Annotated in this window: 21 protein-coding genes; 1 reads left to right on the forward strand and 20 read right to left on the reverse strand. The window is 40.4% G+C overall.

The genetic code is table 11. The features are described from left to right. Positions 1-5 precede the first annotated feature (5 nt). The 14 genes from rplE to rpsJ all read right to left on the reverse strand — a co-directional run bounded on the left by rplE (position 6) and on the right by rpsJ (position 6,669). Complete coding sequence (gene rplE / locus BM146_RS12815; RefSeq protein WP_022772938.1) at positions 6-545, reverse strand: 50S ribosomal protein L5; 540 nt, start codon at positions 543-545, stop codon at positions 6-8. A gap of 22 nt (positions 546-567) precedes the next feature. After that, positions 568-897: a 50S ribosomal protein L24 gene (rplX, locus tag BM146_RS12820; RefSeq protein WP_022772937.1), complete on the reverse strand. Its 330-nt coding sequence runs from the start codon at positions 895-897 to the stop codon at positions 568-570. A 12-nt stretch (positions 898-909) separates the two neighbouring features. Then, positions 910-1,278: a 50S ribosomal protein L14 gene (gene rplN, locus BM146_RS12825; protein WP_013280006.1), complete on the reverse strand. Its 369-nt coding sequence runs from the start codon at positions 1,276-1,278 to the stop codon at positions 910-912. A gap of 21 nt (positions 1,279-1,299) precedes the next feature. Continuing rightward, positions 1,300-1,554: a 30S ribosomal protein S17 gene (gene rpsQ, locus BM146_RS12830; protein ID WP_013280005.1), complete on the reverse strand. Its 255-nt coding sequence runs from the start codon at positions 1,552-1,554 to the stop codon at positions 1,300-1,302. Between the two features lie 32 nt (positions 1,555-1,586). Further along, complete coding sequence (gene rpmC, locus BM146_RS12835) at positions 1,587-1,796, reverse strand: 50S ribosomal protein L29 (protein WP_022772935.1); 210 nt, start codon at positions 1,794-1,796, stop codon at positions 1,587-1,589. Continuing rightward, a complete protein-coding gene (rplP, locus tag BM146_RS12840; RefSeq protein WP_074889683.1) occupies positions 1,786-2,223 on the reverse strand; it encodes a 50S ribosomal protein L16 in 438 nt (145 codons plus the stop codon). Before rplP ends, rpmC begins: the two co-directional genes overlap by 11 nt. Beyond that, the gene (rpsC, locus tag BM146_RS12845) at positions 2,223-2,894 is read right to left on the reverse strand and encodes a 30S ribosomal protein S3 (RefSeq protein WP_074889686.1); all 672 of its coding nucleotides are present in this window, start codon (positions 2,892-2,894) and stop codon (positions 2,223-2,225) included. Before rpsC ends, rplP begins: the two co-directional genes overlap by 1 nt. Positions 2,895-2,913: 19 nt before the next feature. Next, entirely contained in the window at positions 2,914-3,303 is a 390-nt protein-coding gene (gene rplV / locus BM146_RS12850) for a 50S ribosomal protein L22 (protein ID WP_026663744.1), read from the reverse strand. A 36-nt stretch (positions 3,304-3,339) separates the two neighbouring features. Further along, the gene (gene rpsS, locus BM146_RS12855; RefSeq protein WP_074889689.1) at positions 3,340-3,630 is read right to left on the reverse strand and encodes a 30S ribosomal protein S19; all 291 of its coding nucleotides are present in this window, start codon (positions 3,628-3,630) and stop codon (positions 3,340-3,342) included. A gap of 11 nt (positions 3,631-3,641) precedes the next feature. Continuing rightward, on the reverse strand, positions 3,642-4,484 hold the full coding sequence (gene rplB, locus BM146_RS12860) for a 50S ribosomal protein L2 (RefSeq protein WP_074889693.1): 843 nt from the start codon (positions 4,482-4,484) through the stop codon (positions 3,642-3,644). A 97-nt stretch (positions 4,485-4,581) separates the two neighbouring features. Next, positions 4,582-4,881: a 50S ribosomal protein L23 gene (gene rplW / locus BM146_RS12865; RefSeq protein ID WP_022772927.1), complete on the reverse strand. Its 300-nt coding sequence runs from the start codon at positions 4,879-4,881 to the stop codon at positions 4,582-4,584. Continuing rightward, the gene (rplD, locus tag BM146_RS12870; RefSeq protein WP_074889697.1) at positions 4,881-5,504 is read right to left on the reverse strand and encodes a 50S ribosomal protein L4; all 624 of its coding nucleotides are present in this window, start codon (positions 5,502-5,504) and stop codon (positions 4,881-4,883) included. The genes rplW and rplD overlap by 1 nt, the downstream gene beginning before the upstream one ends. Before the next feature lie 26 nt (positions 5,505-5,530). Then, the gene (gene rplC, locus BM146_RS12875; protein ID WP_074889700.1) at positions 5,531-6,214 is read right to left on the reverse strand and encodes a 50S ribosomal protein L3; all 684 of its coding nucleotides are present in this window, start codon (positions 6,212-6,214) and stop codon (positions 5,531-5,533) included. A gap of 143 nt (positions 6,215-6,357) precedes the next feature. Beyond that, positions 6,358-6,669 carry a 30S ribosomal protein S10 gene (rpsJ, locus tag BM146_RS12880; RefSeq protein WP_013279995.1) on the reverse strand — a complete coding sequence of 104 codons (312 nt, stop codon included), beginning with the start codon at positions 6,667-6,669 and terminating at the stop codon, positions 6,358-6,360. A gap of 645 nt (positions 6,670-7,314) precedes the next feature. Here rpsJ and BM146_RS12885 point away from each other — a divergent pair. After that, the gene (locus BM146_RS12885; RefSeq protein WP_074889703.1) at positions 7,315-8,178 is read left to right on the forward strand and encodes a class I SAM-dependent methyltransferase; all 864 of its coding nucleotides are present in this window, start codon (positions 7,315-7,317) and stop codon (positions 8,176-8,178) included. Between the two features lie 104 nt (positions 8,179-8,282). Here BM146_RS12885 and BM146_RS12890 read toward each other — a convergent pair whose 3' ends face one another. The 6 genes from BM146_RS12890 to BM146_RS12915 all read right to left on the reverse strand — a co-directional run bounded on the left by BM146_RS12890 (position 8,283) and on the right by BM146_RS12915 (position 13,825). Continuing rightward, entirely contained in the window at positions 8,283-9,332 is a 1,050-nt protein-coding gene (locus tag BM146_RS12890; RefSeq protein WP_074889706.1) for a hypothetical protein, read from the reverse strand. A gap of 277 nt (positions 9,333-9,609) precedes the next feature. Next, positions 9,610-10,410, reverse strand: coding sequence for a tetratricopeptide repeat protein (locus BM146_RS12895; protein WP_074889709.1), 801 nt, complete (start codon positions 10,408-10,410; stop codon positions 9,610-9,612). Between the two features lie 2 nt (positions 10,411-10,412). Then, positions 10,413-11,417, reverse strand: coding sequence for a vWA domain-containing protein (locus BM146_RS12900; RefSeq protein WP_083413543.1), 1,005 nt, complete (start codon positions 11,415-11,417; stop codon positions 10,413-10,415). After that, positions 11,372-12,469, reverse strand: coding sequence for a VWA domain-containing protein (locus tag BM146_RS12905; RefSeq protein WP_074889715.1), 1,098 nt, complete (start codon positions 12,467-12,469; stop codon positions 11,372-11,374). The genes BM146_RS12900 and BM146_RS12905 overlap by 46 nt, the downstream gene beginning before the upstream one ends. Continuing rightward, positions 12,460-12,960: a hypothetical protein gene (locus BM146_RS12910; protein WP_143087488.1), complete on the reverse strand. Its 501-nt coding sequence runs from the start codon at positions 12,958-12,960 to the stop codon at positions 12,460-12,462. The genes BM146_RS12905 and BM146_RS12910 overlap by 10 nt, the downstream gene beginning before the upstream one ends. Then, on the reverse strand, positions 12,926-13,825 hold the full coding sequence (locus BM146_RS12915) for a DUF58 domain-containing protein (RefSeq protein ID WP_074889721.1): 900 nt from the start codon (positions 13,823-13,825) through the stop codon (positions 12,926-12,928). The genes BM146_RS12910 and BM146_RS12915 overlap by 35 nt, the downstream gene beginning before the upstream one ends. Positions 13,826-13,841 lie beyond the last annotated feature (16 nt).

Here is a 13,841-nt window from a genome sequence, read left to right on the forward strand (position 1 = left end):
CTTAATTACTTTGCAAAAGGCATATTGAACAGTGTAAGGAGCTCACGAGCCTCTTCATCTGTCTTTGCTGTTGTTGTGAAAATAATGTCCATACCTCTTGTCTTGTCAATCTTATCATACTCGATTTCAGGGAAGATAAGCTGCTCTTTGATACCAAGAGCATAGTTTCCTCTTCCATCGAAAGAGTTAGGGTTGATTCCTCTGAAGTCACGTACACGAGGAAGAGCAAGGTTTACGAGACGATCAAGGAAATCGTACATCTTGTCGCCACGAAGAGTAACCTTACATCCGATTGGCATACCCTCTCTTAATTTGAAGTTAGCGATTGACTTCTTAGCCTTTGTGTAAACAGGCTTCTGACCTGAAATAATAGCCATATCGTTAGCAGCATTCTCAAGAAGCTTAGCATTCTCTTTAGCTTCACCAACTGCCATATTGATAACGATCTTGTCAAGCTTTGGAACTTCCATTACATTCTTGTAACCGAACTTCTTTGTCATTGCATCAACGATCTCGTTCTTGTATAAATCTTTATATCTACTCAACGCTTAATACCTCCTTCCTAAATTAGTCGATAACCTCACCAGTCTTTTTAGCGATGCGGTTTTTCTTTACAACCTTACCATTCTCATCCTTTTCAACCTTGAATCCGATCTTGGTAGGCTGTCCGTTATGAAGATACACAACGTTTGAGATATCAAGAGCAGCTTCGCGCTCTACAATACCGCCATTAGGATTCTTAGCAGAAGGCTTCTCGTGCTTTGTAACCTTGTTAAGGCCCTCAACAACGACCTTTCCGTTCTTAGTATCAACAGAAAGAACCTTTCCTTCTTTATCGATTTCTCTTCCGGCGATAACTTTAACCATATCACCCTTCTTAATCTTACTTGTTGACATCTGGGCGCCTCCTTATAATACTTCCGGAGCAAGAGAAAGGATCTTCATGAATTTCTTCTCACGAAGCTCTCTAGCTACGGGTCCAAAAATACGTGTTCCCTTAGGCGTACCATCTTCATTGATAACAACAGCAGCGTTCTCATCAAATCTGATGTAGGAACCGTCCTTACGACGTGTCTCTTTTACAGTACGAACGACAACAGCTTTAACTACATCACCCTTCTTTACAACTCCACCGGGTGTTGCTTCTTTAACAGAAGCAACGATTGTGTCGCCGATTCTCGCATATCTTCTTGTAGATCCACCCATAACACGAATTGTAAGGAGCTCTTTAGCACCAGTGTTATCAGCGACCTTAAGTCTACTTTCCTGCTGAATCATGATATTTCTCCTTTTTTCGAATTACTTTGCACGTTCTATAATGGATACAAGTCTCCATCTCTTATCTTTGGAGATAGGCTTTGTCTCCATGACCTTAACTGTGTCACCAATACGGCACTCATTGTTCTCGTCATGAGCTTTAAGCTTATATGTTCTCTTTACGATCTTCTTGTAAAGAGGATGCTTAACATGGTCCTCAATGGAAACTGTGATGGTCTTGTCCATCTTATCGCTTGTTACTTTACCAACACGCGTTTTTCTTAAATTTCTTTCCACGATCTTTTCTCCTTTTAGATTAAACAAAGTGCTTAGTTAGCTGCCTTTGCATTCTGTGTGATTACAGTCTGGATTCTTGCAATATTTCTTCTTACTTCTTTAATTCTTGCTGTATTATCCAACTGGTTTGTAGCGTTCTGGAATTTTAAGTTGAAAAGTTCCTTTTTAGCTGAAACAAGCTCTGTCTGAAGTTCATCAGCAGACTTTGCCAGAAGCTCTTCTACATACTTATTAGTTTTCATTAGATACACCGCCTTCCAAATCAGCCTTTGAAACAATCTTGCACTTGCAAGGAAGTTTATGTGTTGCAAGACGAAGTGCTTCTCTTGCATCGTCCTCGGAAACTCCGCCGATTTCGAACATTACACGACCTGGCTTAACAACAGCTACCCATCTATCAACTGCGCCCTTACCAGAACCCATACGAGTTCCAAGAGGCTTTAAAGTGATAGGCTTGTCAGGGAAGATTTTGATCCAAACCTGACCACCACGCTTGATGAAACGTGTCATAGCTACACGGGCTGCCTCAATCTGGTTTGAATTGATCCAGCAAGGCTCAAGCGCAACAATTCCATACTCACCATAAGTGATTGTGGTACCACGAGTAATTTTATGAGCCATTGAACCGCGGAACTGCTTGCGGTGCTTAACTCTCTTTGGCATTAACATTATTTATCGCTCCCTTCCTTATCTGAACTCTCACCTGCTTTAGTTGGAAGTACTTCACCCTTGTAGATCCATACCTTTACACCAACCTTACCGTAGGTTGTATCTGCTTCAGCAAAACCATAATCGATATCTGCTCTGAGTGTCTGAAGAGGAATAGTTCCCTCGCTGTAGAACTCTGAACGAGCGATATCAGCGCCGCCAAGACGACCTGAACAGCATGCCTTGATACCAAGAGCATCTGTCTTCATTGTTCTGCTCATGCATGACTTCATTGCTCTTCTGAATGATACACGATTCTCAAGCTGCTGAGCGATATTCTCTGCAACAAGCTGTGCATCCTTATCAGGCTTCTTGATTTCTTTAATATCAACAAGAACTTTCTTATCTGTAAGCTTTGAAAGCTCTTTCTTAGTTACCTCGATTTCAGCACCGCCCTTACCAATAACAACACCAGGCTTTGCTGTGTAAACGATAACCTTAATTCTATCTGATGCTCTCTCGATTTCAATCTTAGAAACACCAGCTGCATATAACTTCTTCTTCAGAAATTTTCTGATATTATAATCTTCTACAAGATTATTGGCGAAATCGCCAGATTCAGCATACCACTTGGAATCCCAGTCAGCGATTACACCAACTCTGAGGCCATGAGGATTAACTTTCTGTCCCATTCTTAGGTTCTCCTTTCAATTATCTTTCGTCCAAAATAACAGTCAGATGACTCATTCTCTTGTTGATTCTGTACGCTCTACCCTGCGCTCTAGGCTGAATTCTCTTCATGATAGGGCCGTTGCTAGCTGTACACTCAGCAATGTAGAGGTTTGATCTGTTCATACCTTTGTTATTCTCAGCGTTAGCTACAGCACTGTTAAGGAGCTTGTAGATTACGCTTGAAGCATATCTAGGATTGTACTGAAGGATTGCAAGTGCAGTCTCAACATCCTTTCCTCTGATAGCATCCATGACAAAGCATGCCTTCTGAACTGGTATTCTTGCGTAAGATAACTTTGCAAAAGGTCTTGTTTCTTTATTGTCACGATTTCTTTCTCTTTTAATCTTTGATCTATGCTTGATCTCCATTTCCATGGAAATTTCCTCCTTTCATCGAACGAATAATTAGTTTATGCTGCTCTTTCTCTCAGCGGGAGTATTTCCAGCATGTCCTCTGAATGTTCTTGTAGGAACAAACTCACCGAGCTTGTGTCCAACCATATCTTCAGTAACATATACAGGAATATGCTTTCTTCCGTCATGAACAGCAATTGTGTGTCCAACAAAAGACGGGAAAATTGTAGAACGACGTGACCATGTCTTAACAATCTGCTTCTGGCCCTCAGCGTTCATAGCATCTATCTTCTTAAGCAGGCTTGCGTCTGCAAAAGGTCCCTTTTTAAGTGATCTAGACATTTTATTCCTCCTTATTTGATGGCTTTACCGTTTCTTCTTCTTACGATGAGCTTGTTAGAAGCCTTCTTAGCCTTACGTGTCTTATAACCAAGAGCTGGCTTACCCCAAGGTGTGCTAGGACCAGAACGTCCGATAGGAGCTCTTCCTTCACCACCACCGTGTGGATGGTCATTAGGGTTCATAACAGAACCACGAACTGTTGGGCGGATACCCATGTGACGAATTCTTCCGGCCTTACCATAGTTAATAAGGTTGTGATCACCATTTCCTACAACACCGATTGTTGCTCTGCACTCGATAGGAACCATTCTCATCTCGCCTGAAGGAAGACGAAGTGTTGCATACTTTCCTTCTTTAGCCATGAGCTGTGCAGCGTTTCCTGCTGAACGAACCATCTGGCCGCCCTTTCCAGGATAAAGCTCAATGTTGTGTACGTTTTCACCGACAGGAATCTCTGAAAGAGGGAGGCAGTTACCAACACGAATTTCAGCGCCTGCTCCGTTCATAACTGTCATTCCATCAGTTAAACCGTTAGGTGCAAGGATGTAAGCTTTTGTGCCATCCTCGTACTGAATAAGTGCAATATTAGCTGATCTGTTAGGATCATACTCAATTCCGATAACCTTTGCAGGCATATCGTCCTTATTTCTCTTGAAATCAATGATTCTGTACTTAACTCTGCCGCCGCATCCACGATGTCTAACAGTGATCTTACCCTGGTTGTTACGACCAGCTCTGCTGTTCTTTGAAACAACAAGTGACTTCTCTGGAGCAGACTTTGTAATCTCTGAGAAATCAGATCCAGTCATGTTTCTTCTGGATGGGGTATATGGGCCGTATTTCTTAATTCCCATGATTTTTTCTCCTTTTTCTTTATCACGTGACTAGTGACTTATCACTTGAATCCCGGACTCAATATTGGATTCGCACGTATAATTATCATTATCTAAATTAGAGTCCCTGGAAGATCTCGATATCCTTGCTATCTTCTGTAAGCTGTACGATTGCTTTCTTTGTCTTAGCTGTGAATCCGACTGTCATTCCACGTCTCTTCATCTTACCAGCTGCATTTATTGTGTTAACTTTAGCAACCTTAGCACCTTCGAACATCTTCTCTACAGCTTCCTTGATCTGTGTCTTGTTAGCTTCAGGATTAACAAGGAAAGTGTACTTCTTCTCGCTCATGCCAGCCATGCTCTTCTCTGTAAGAACCGGCTTAAGGATTACGTCATAATACTGTAATGCTGCCATTAGCAATACACCTCCTCTATCTTAGCAACTGCATCCTTTGTAAGGACGAGTGTTCTAGCGTTTACGATATCATATACATTAAGTGTATTTGTAAGTGTTGTATTTGCCTCAACAAGATTTCTAGCTGAAAGAACTACGTTCTTGTCATTATCAGCAAGTACTACAAGAGCCTTACGAGTTGCCTTAAGGTTGTTCATAACCTCTGCAAATCTCTTTGTCTTGATCTCATCAAACTTGAGCTCATCAACAACGATAAGGTTGCCTGCCTGAGCCTTGTCTGTAAGTGCAGACTTAAGAGCAGCTCTCTTTTCCTTCTTGTTCATCTTGAAAGAATAATCTCTTGGAACTGGAGCGAATACAACTCCGCCGCCCTTCCACTGAGGAGCTCTGATAGAACCCTGTCTTGCATGACCGGTTCCCTTCTGTCTCCAAGGCTTTCTTCCGCCTCCGGAAACTTCAGAACGTGTTTTTGCTTTCTGTGTACCCTGGCGCTTGTCAGCGAGCTGCTGAAGAACTGCCATGTGTACGAGATGTTCATTTACTTCAACTCCGAAGATAGCATCGTTTAAATCGATTGTGCCAACTTCTTTGCCTTCCATATTGTAAACAGATACATTAGCCATCTGTATGGTCCTCCTTTCGCGTTCTATTAGCCTACCACTTTAACTGTTTCCTTAATTGTAACAAGTCCCTTCTTAGGTCCTGGAATAGCACCCTTAACAAGAATAAGATTCTTGTCAGCATCTACTCTTACAACCTCAAGATTCTGAACTGTTACCTTTACACTACCCATGTGACCAGGCATTCCCTTGCCCTTAAATACGCGGCTAGGATCTGAACTTGAACCATTAGAACCCTGATGACGGTGGAACTTAGAACCGTGTGCCATAGGTCCTCTGTGCTGACCATTTTTCTTAATAGCACCCTGGAATCCTTTTCCCTTTGATATTGCTGTTGCATCAATCTTGTCGCCTTCAGCAAAGATATCAGCCTTGATCTCAGCGCCAAGTGAATACTCAGCTGCGTTTTCAAGCTTGAACTCTCTTACATATCTCTTGCAAGAAACTCCTGCTTTTTTGAAATGTCCCTGCTCAGCCTTTGTAGCACCGTGGCGGTGGTAAATTGTCTTATTTCCGTTCTTGTCCTTGTTAACAACTTTTTCTTTCTTGTCAACAAAACCAACCTGAACAGCGCTGTAACCATCGTTCTCAACTGTCTTAACCTGTGTTACTACGCATGGGCCTGCCTGAAGAACAGTTACAGGTACTAATGAACCATCTTCCTTGAAGATCTGAGTCATTCCAACTTTTGTAGCTAAAATAGCCTTCTTCATGTTTGTTTACCTCCTTATTACATCTACAGCGGATGCTTGGTTCGTTCGCAATGTCGCTTAAATTGCACTTCAGTGTCAATTATCCAGTTAGTCACGGCATCATGCGTCTCGCATCATACTAGTAGAGGTGAATTGATTTTTAATTATTTCATCTTGATATTTATATTTACACCTGCTGGCATCTCGAGTCTCTGAAGAGCCTCAACTGTCTTTGATGTAGGTGTGATGATATCGATAAGTCTCTTATGTGTTCTCTGCTCGAACTGTTCTCTAGAATCTTTGTACTTGTGAACCGCTCTAAGAATAGTAACTACTTCCTTCTTTGTAGGAAGAGGTACTGGTCCACTTACCTGAGAACCGTTCTTCTTGACTGTCTCGATAATTTTCTTGGCAGATGCATCAACAAGCTGATGATCATATGCCTTAAGTGTAATTCTCATTACCTGATTTGCCATAAAAAAAGTCGCCTCCTTTTCGCACTTTTAATGAAGTACGACAAGCGGTGACTGTACACTCTCCCGTGTGTGTCCTAACCTCGAATGCATAATAAGGCTTTGAACTTCTACACGTCGTTTCTGCCTTGGGTTAGTCGGCAGACATTGAATTAACTGTACAGTGACTTGTCGTCAGTTTGGTTGGCCAAAGCAACTGGCCTCTAGACATTCGCTCCACGGAAAACCTGCTTAACTGGATAAAGCAGCAACCTCACGCTTCATAGCTATCATGTCACAGCATATGTTACTATAAAGCATTTTATTTTATATTGCAACAACTTTTTTTAAATTAATCACTTTTATCGCAAAATCCACCTTTTTTGACAGTTTTTCTTGATGTTTATTAATCTCTTATGCTATTATGATGACGAAAAACTGATCGCTGTAGTACAATGATTACTATTCATTCAGCAGCCAGCACTGTGCTGCTGGGCTGCGTAAAAAAGTGATTCATGTGGCAATTTTGCCCATCGCGAAGCAATTTAATTGCAAAATTGCTTTGTTACTGGTCAGGAACTGAACAGTAACATACAATGTTTCGAGCATAAAGACTATAAACGCATGTTTTATACAATACAAATTAATATAGAGGAAAGGCATTATAATATGTGGATTGCAGATGGTTGGAAAGACTATGAAGTTTTGGACACTTCGAGCGGAGAGAAGCTTGAAAGATGGGGAGACTATCTCCTTGTTCGTCCAGATCCTCAGGTTATCTGGAATACAGAGAAAAAGCATTTTGGATGGAAAAAGCCAAACGGACATTATCATAGAAGCAATAAAGGTGGCGGTGAATGGGAATTTCATAAACTCCCGGAAGAATGGGCCATTAATTATAAGGAACTTACATTTAATCTTAAGCCATTTAGTTTCAAGCACACAGGTCTTTTTCCCGAGCAAGCTACTAACTGGGATTGGTTCTCTTCATTAATTATTAACGCAAACAGACCGATCAAGGTACTCAATTTATTCGCTTACACAGGTGGCGCTACTATTTCCGCTGCCAAGGCCGGAGCAAGTGTAACACACGTTGATGCTGCCAAGGGAATGGTCGCATGGGCAAAAGAAAACGCTGCTTCTTCAGGCTTATCAGATGCACCTATCAGATATCTTGTTGATGACTGCGTTAAGTTTGTAGAAAGAGAAATAAGAAGAGGAAACAAGTACGACGGAATTATAATGGATCCTCCTTCATATGGAAGAGGCCCAAAGGGTGAAATCTGGAAAATTGAAGAATCTGTTTTTCCATTTATACAGCTTTCTTCAAAACTTCTTTCCGATAATCCTTTATTCTTCCTCATTAATTCATATACAACAGGTTTACAGCCCGCAGTACTTTCGTATATGCTCCATACAGTTCTTGATCCCATTCATGACGGAACTATAGAAGCAAACGAAATCGGTCTTCCCGTAAAAGGCAATGGTCTCGTTCTTCCCTGCGGTGCCAGTGGCCGCTGGACTGCAAAATAAATAAAAAAGAGGCTTCGCACGGATTTTACTTGCGAAGCCCCCAGACTATAGACAAAGTGGACCGAAAGCTCTTATGAGCTTTTTTATTTTATATAAATATCTCATCAATAATTTGATGTAATTGTTACTGCGTGATAATAAGCATCGCTTCCCCTCTGCGCAACAACTGTAACACTCTTGTCAAGAAGAAGTACGGGGCACTTCGAGAAATTAGTATTTGAATCAAGTCTTATTTCCATCATACCATCATTTGTATCAAGATAAAGTGTTCCTTCATCGGTATCTTCATCCACAGTACCAGTTACGGTAGCTTGAGTTGACGGATCAAGAGAAGCAGTTGCTGATGCACTGTCTGAATTATTTACAAGTTTGGATGTATGATTCCATGCATCCGTTCCTCTATAATAGCCAACTGATATCTTCTGTCCGGGTAAAAGAACTCTACATGCACTCGCATCAGTGCCAAGATCCAGTACAAATTCCATTGTACCCGCAGATGTTGATAAGTATAAGACTGAAGATGTAGTTCCTTTCTCTACTGTCCCAGAAACAGAAGTCCCTGAAGACGATGAGCTCGAATTATTAGTTGTTACAGATGATGATGAAGTTTTTTCTGCGTCCGAAATTGAAATCGCATGCATATATGCATCAGAACCTCTTTCAACAACAACCTTTACTTTCTTACCAATTATAAGCATTGTTACCTCATCAAGGTTTGTATCATCATCCATTTTTATCTGCATCGTTCCATTATCAATAACAAGATATAATAACTCTTCTGATGTTCCCTTGACTATTCTTCCCGTCACTGTAGTTTTGGTAGAGGCATCTAATGTAACTTTGCCAACCTGGCTTGATCCTGATATCGAAGATACATGCCAGTACTCATCACTTCCTCTATAGCAGGAACAATTTATGGTGTTTCCAGGGAGAACAAGCTTTGTACCGCTTATAGAAGTATTGCTGTCAATCTTTATCTCCATTGTTCCACCGCTGGTGCTTAGATATAAAATTTCTGAAGTTGTCTTATCGGAAACAGTACCGGAAAATGTGGTTTCAGCTGCCCTTGATACACTAGGAGCAGAAAGCCCCATGATAGTCACAAGCAACACTGTCAGCAGAATCCCGATTGTAGCTGACAAACTTTTTTTCATAATTTTCCCCTTTCACACAACATATTCACTTTTTCAGAATATATTATACATCATCTTGTATACAATTCAAACATCTTCACGAAGCAATGCGTCCGGGCAGATAAAGATACGTTACTGTTCACTCGCATACAGCTCGCTCCAGTAACCACTTCGCGCATTCATTCCAAATCGACTTCGTCGATGGAATGCGCTCACTCCCGTATCAAGTTCTCACGAAATGCGCAGCTTAGTGCGCATTTCTGTCTGAACAGTAACAAAGATACAAAAAAGTTTAATACTACCATGGATGTTTGGGCCCTGACGAAGTGCCCTCATCTTCGCCACTCTCACCATTTCCACCCTCCGGATCACCGTTGTCCGAATTCTGACCCGAATACTTTTTATGCTCATCAAGATCATCTATTTCTTCCTGTCGTTCCTGCATAGCATTCTTTTTATTCTGCTCAAGAGCTTGCTGCTGTTGCTTTTGCTTGCTGGAATTCGAAGATTCACCTGACTGTTTCTGCTCCTCTTCACCTTCTGATTCTTTTTGCTCCTGATCGTCTTCTCTACCACCTGAACCGTTTTTCTGAAGCTTTTCGATCATCTTATCTATATCATCTTTTAACTGCTGTGCATCTTTATTATGACCATTTTCGCCCTTATCTTCAGCACAGCCATGTTCAATCAGTACCCCTCTTGCCTGATACAGTACAGAAAGAGCATTTTGTATTTTTTCTTCAGAATCCAGATTGTCAAAATCGATTGTATAACAAAGGGCAAGAGCCAGGTTTATCCTGATTTGGCAGTCCCATGGTTCCTTTGGATTAAGTCGCAGAGCATCATAGTAATAACTTATTGCGCTAACGTAGTCACCCTGCTGATATGAAACATTTCCCACATTATAATAAGGAATATACCCCTGAGGAAAATTCATAAAAAACAGCGTCTTTTCTTTTGAAGTATCATATATTCCCTGTTCATAGGAAACAACAAATCCTTTATTCACAAAGACCCTGACTATTGCAGAAAATGATATAGCCACGACAGCCACTGATATTATAAGCATCGTCAGATACTTTATAGGTATCTTTTTCATGATCAGAGCCTCCCTTTCCTTATAATTACAAAGAGCTCCCAAAGAAGCACAAATGCCAAAACTATCGCAAAGTAAAAATATGTATCCTGAAAGGCTTCAGCTCCCATGCCCTTTTCAACGATAGTCTTACTGCTTTGCTTAATCAGTTCAATTTCACCCTTTATGGCAGCATTACCATCATTTACATTGTAATAATTTATTCCAAGATCCTGTGCTACCTGTTTAAGATTTGTTTCATCAATTCTGGAAACTGCATCCTGATGAGTGTCATAATCGTAGATATATCCCCAACTGCCATCTTTCATTTTACCACCGGTTTCAGTGCCATATCCAAAGACCGCACCGCCATCTACGTACTGTGCAAGATCTGTATACGAAGAGAGAGTTGTACCGTTTGTTATCTCACCATCACTTATATAAAAGACAATGGTCTTTCTGTTTTCTTTTCTTGACGATGATAAGAGCAATGACTCAATATCTTTATATGGAAGAGAAAGGTCACTTCCCGTTGCCATAGTACTGTCCGGAGAAGAAAATGTTTCAAAGAGATTCTCAATATACTGAAAATCCTGTGTAAACGGAGCAAGCACATGTGCCTGATCATCAAATGTAACCAGTGCAAAATTAGAACCTGCAAGTTCATCGATTATGAATTTGGTATCGTTAATAACACCATCCATTCTTTCCTTTGATCCATTGTAGTCGCCAGCCCACATACTTATGGTCGTGTCCACTACAAAAAGAACGTCTAGATTCTTTGTCGAAAATTCATATTCATCGTCCATAGTCACAGGTCTTAAACCTATGCAAAAAACCAAAGCATATATAAGTCCAAGTCTGATAATGGTTAATATCTTATCTTTTAGTTTTAATGGGTTCCTGAAAATTATAGTCATAGTAACTGCTACTACCACAAGAAGAACAAACACCATAACTACAACAGGAAAAATAGGCCAAATACTCATCTTTGCAACACCAATCCTGCTGACAATCCAAGTGCCAGACATATAATTAAAATAATAAACGGAATGTATGGAAGGTCTACATACTGTCTGGACATAACTACCTTAACCAGCATGGCTTCCTGTTTCTGTATATCTTTTACAATCTCTGATACAGCCTGATCCTGTGTGCGGACATAAAACTTGCCACCGGTTGATTCAACAGCCGTTTTGAACTCTTCCTTACAGGAATTATAATCATATTCATCAGGAGCATAGAAAGCTTCTTTGCTTGGAAATATGCCAAATACAGTAACCTTATTTTGAGCACAGGCTTTAGCTGCATCCTCAATATCCATTATCTGCTTCTTTCTGGCATTTAACTCATTATCCGTGCACATTATGATAACTCTTGTCCTATCAGACTCTCCAAGATATGGGAATGAATATAGAGCTGTTCCAAGTCCTTCTCCCACAAGCGACGATCCCTTGACCTGATTATTGTAAAGAGTTCCCGCATCATAATAATCAAGCTTAAAAGCCAGTTCATTGTACTCATCTAATAGCTCGTCCGGAATATATACATACTCTCCGTACTTATCCTGATATTCTTTCTGAAGCGCAAAGTACTCACTAAGCTCATCAAGCTTTTGAAGAACATATTCATAATCATCAGTTAAAGGGACATATGTGACTGTAGATGTGTTAAAGATGTTTATTCCTATCCTGTCTCCCTCAAGTCCCTTAACCACTTCCTTAAGATAATCTGTTATCTCGTAGTTAAGATCATAAAGAGAATAGGATACGTCCAAACAAAGAATAATATCTCTCTTCTTTACCCCACTATATATATCATCTTTTTTATAAGGTCTTGCTATAAGAAACAAAGATGAAACAATACTTCCTATAATCCCCGCTATAAGAATGCATCTGAGCACAAGATACTTTTGCTCAAGACTCTTATAAATCTTTGACTGCCTTAATCTTTTTGTGTTAGCCGCCTTAATCCCCGTTGCATATATAATGCTTGTCTTCCTCTTTATATAAAAGAGCCCTGCAACAAAAGCTGCAACGGCTATTAAGCCAAAGACAACCACCTTTTCATACATCAGTTCCATGTTTTGATCACTCCCATTGCCCTGTTGCATGAAGCCTCAAGATTCATATTCTTTGATCTCGCATCCTCACCAAACTCAGGCACATAATATTCCTCAATAAGAGTATCAAGCTTAGATAGCTTTAATTCTTTCAAATCTCTTAACGTGCATTTTGTGACATCTATTTTAGTTGTCTCAAACACGAATCCCCTGATTATCAGACTCAGCTTCTGATAGCCGTCTCTCTTTGATATCTTTTTTGCTTTGTAATCAGCAATTAAGCGCTGCGTCTGCAAAACATACTTTCTTTTTGCATTATAAAGTGTAATCTGTCCAGCCTTCTTATATACAGCCTTATCTTCAGAAGTTACTTCACGGACATTTTCCCTGTTTCTCATTTTAAAAATGGCAAAAATAACTGCTGCTATTCCTGCCACCAGCAAGATGCTAAAAACTACAAGCACCCATATACCATACTCAAAGGGTGGTTGTAATGTAACCGTAGTTTCCATGTCGATACCTTTCAAATAAGACAATCGCCTTGTCTATTATTTCGCTTTCAGCCTTGAGCGATACTGCTGCAACGCGGCTTTGCTTACAGGTCTCATGAACCTGATCTCCGAGTTCTTTTCTCATCTCTTTATCCAGCTCTTTTAACTTTCTGCTGTGAGAAAAGAAAAATCTCTCGTATCGGCTGCTCTCGAGATCATATACATTGTCTCCAAATAAAGACGCATCCTCAATTCCAAAAGCCAAGAGATCATGATCCTTGGTTATCGCCCTGACAGTATCCTTACTTATACTTGATAGACCTTCCATATCTGTAATGAGAACGATTATCATTCTCTTGTGAACCATACTTACAACATCCATCAGAGTCTGACTTATTGTTCTTTGGTTGTCCTCACAAATATGCTTTTCGTACTCATACAAAAGCCCCTCAAGATGGTCAGGTCCCGACTTGAACAAACTGACACTTGGCTGATCTGCCTTAGAATAAGCTATAGCAAAATCAGATCCGTTTCTACCGGCAATATATGCAAGCATTCCAAAAGTCATAAGGGCAATCTCCTTTTTGGAATCACCGCAAGGAGTATCGCCCTTCATTTTCAGACCACTATCGCACACAAACATCATATTGTGTCTTCTGTCTGTCATATATCTTCGTACAAGAATTTTTCCCATTCTCGAAGATGACTTCCAATCGATATCATGGACTTCATCTCCCGGAGTATACTCCTTAAGATCCTCAAAATCCATGCTGCGGCCCTTATGGATAGAATGAAAATCTCCCTCAAGAATATTAGAGGTCTTTTTTGTGGTATAAAGAGCTACAGCCCTTCTTATTCTAGATAAATACTCGTAATCTATGTTCATTTTTGTCAGCTCTCTA

Source organism: Butyrivibrio proteoclasticus, assembly GCF_900115735.1.
Classification (GTDB): Bacteria; Bacillota; Clostridia; order Lachnospirales; family Lachnospiraceae; genus Butyrivibrio; species Butyrivibrio proteoclasticus_B.

Bases quoted from the DNA above. Each gene is read 5' to 3' on its own strand.
- rplD (WP_074889697.1), bottom strand. From the start codon at position 5,504: ATGGCTAATGTATCTGTTTACAATATGGAAGGCAAAGAAGTTGGCACA.
- rpmC (WP_022772935.1), bottom strand. From the start codon at position 1,796: ATGAAAACTAATAAGTATGTAGAAGAGCTTCTGGCAAAGTCTGCTGAT.
- rplW (WP_022772927.1), bottom strand. From the start codon at position 4,881: ATGGCAGCATTACAGTATTATGACGTAATCCTTAAGCCGGTTCTTACA.
- rplB (WP_074889693.1), bottom strand. From the start codon at position 4,484: ATGGGAATTAAGAAATACGGCCCATATACCCCATCCAGAAGAAACATG.
- rplX (WP_022772937.1), bottom strand. From the start codon at position 897: ATGTCAACAAGTAAGATTAAGAAGGGTGATATGGTTAAAGTTATCGCC.
- rpsC (WP_074889686.1), bottom strand. From the start codon at position 2,894: ATGGGACAGAAAGTTAATCCTCATGGCCTCAGAGTTGGTGTAATCGCT.
- rplC (WP_074889700.1), bottom strand. From the start codon at position 6,214: ATGAAGAAGGCTATTTTAGCTACAAAAGTTGGAATGACTCAGATCTTC.
- BM146_RS12915 (WP_074889721.1), bottom strand. From the start codon at position 13,825: ATGAACATAGATTACGAGTATTTATCTAGAATAAGAAGGGCTGTAGCT.
- rplN (WP_013280006.1), bottom strand. From the start codon at position 1,278: ATGATTCAGCAGGAAAGTAGACTTAAGGTCGCTGATAACACTGGTGCT.
- rplP (WP_074889683.1), bottom strand. From the start codon at position 2,223: ATGTTAATGCCAAAGAGAGTTAAGCACCGCAAGCAGTTCCGCGGTTCA.
- BM146_RS12890 (WP_074889706.1), bottom strand. From the start codon at position 9,332: ATGAAAAAAAGTTTGTCAGCTACAATCGGGATTCTGCTGACAGTGTTG.
- rpsS (WP_074889689.1), bottom strand. From the start codon at position 3,630: ATGTCTAGATCACTTAAAAAGGGACCTTTTGCAGACGCAAGCCTGCTT.
- rpsJ (WP_013279995.1), bottom strand. From the start codon at position 6,669: ATGGCAAATCAGGTAATGAGAATTACACTTAAGGCATATGATCATCAG.
- BM146_RS12900 (WP_083413543.1), bottom strand. From the start codon at position 11,417: ATGTCTGGCACTTGGATTGTCAGCAGGATTGGTGTTGCAAAGATGAGT.
- BM146_RS12910 (WP_143087488.1), bottom strand. From the start codon at position 12,960: ATGGAAACTACGGTTACATTACAACCACCCTTTGAGTATGGTATATGG.
- BM146_RS12885 (WP_074889703.1), top strand. From the start codon at position 7,315: ATGTGGATTGCAGATGGTTGGAAAGACTATGAAGTTTTGGACACTTCG.
- BM146_RS12905 (WP_074889715.1), bottom strand. From the start codon at position 12,469: ATGGAACTGATGTATGAAAAGGTGGTTGTCTTTGGCTTAATAGCCGTT.
- BM146_RS12895 (WP_074889709.1), bottom strand. From the start codon at position 10,410: ATGAAAAAGATACCTATAAAGTATCTGACGATGCTTATAATATCAGTG.
- rplV (WP_026663744.1), bottom strand. From the start codon at position 3,303: ATGGAGATCAAGCATAGATCAAAGATTAAAAGAGAAAGAAATCGTGAC.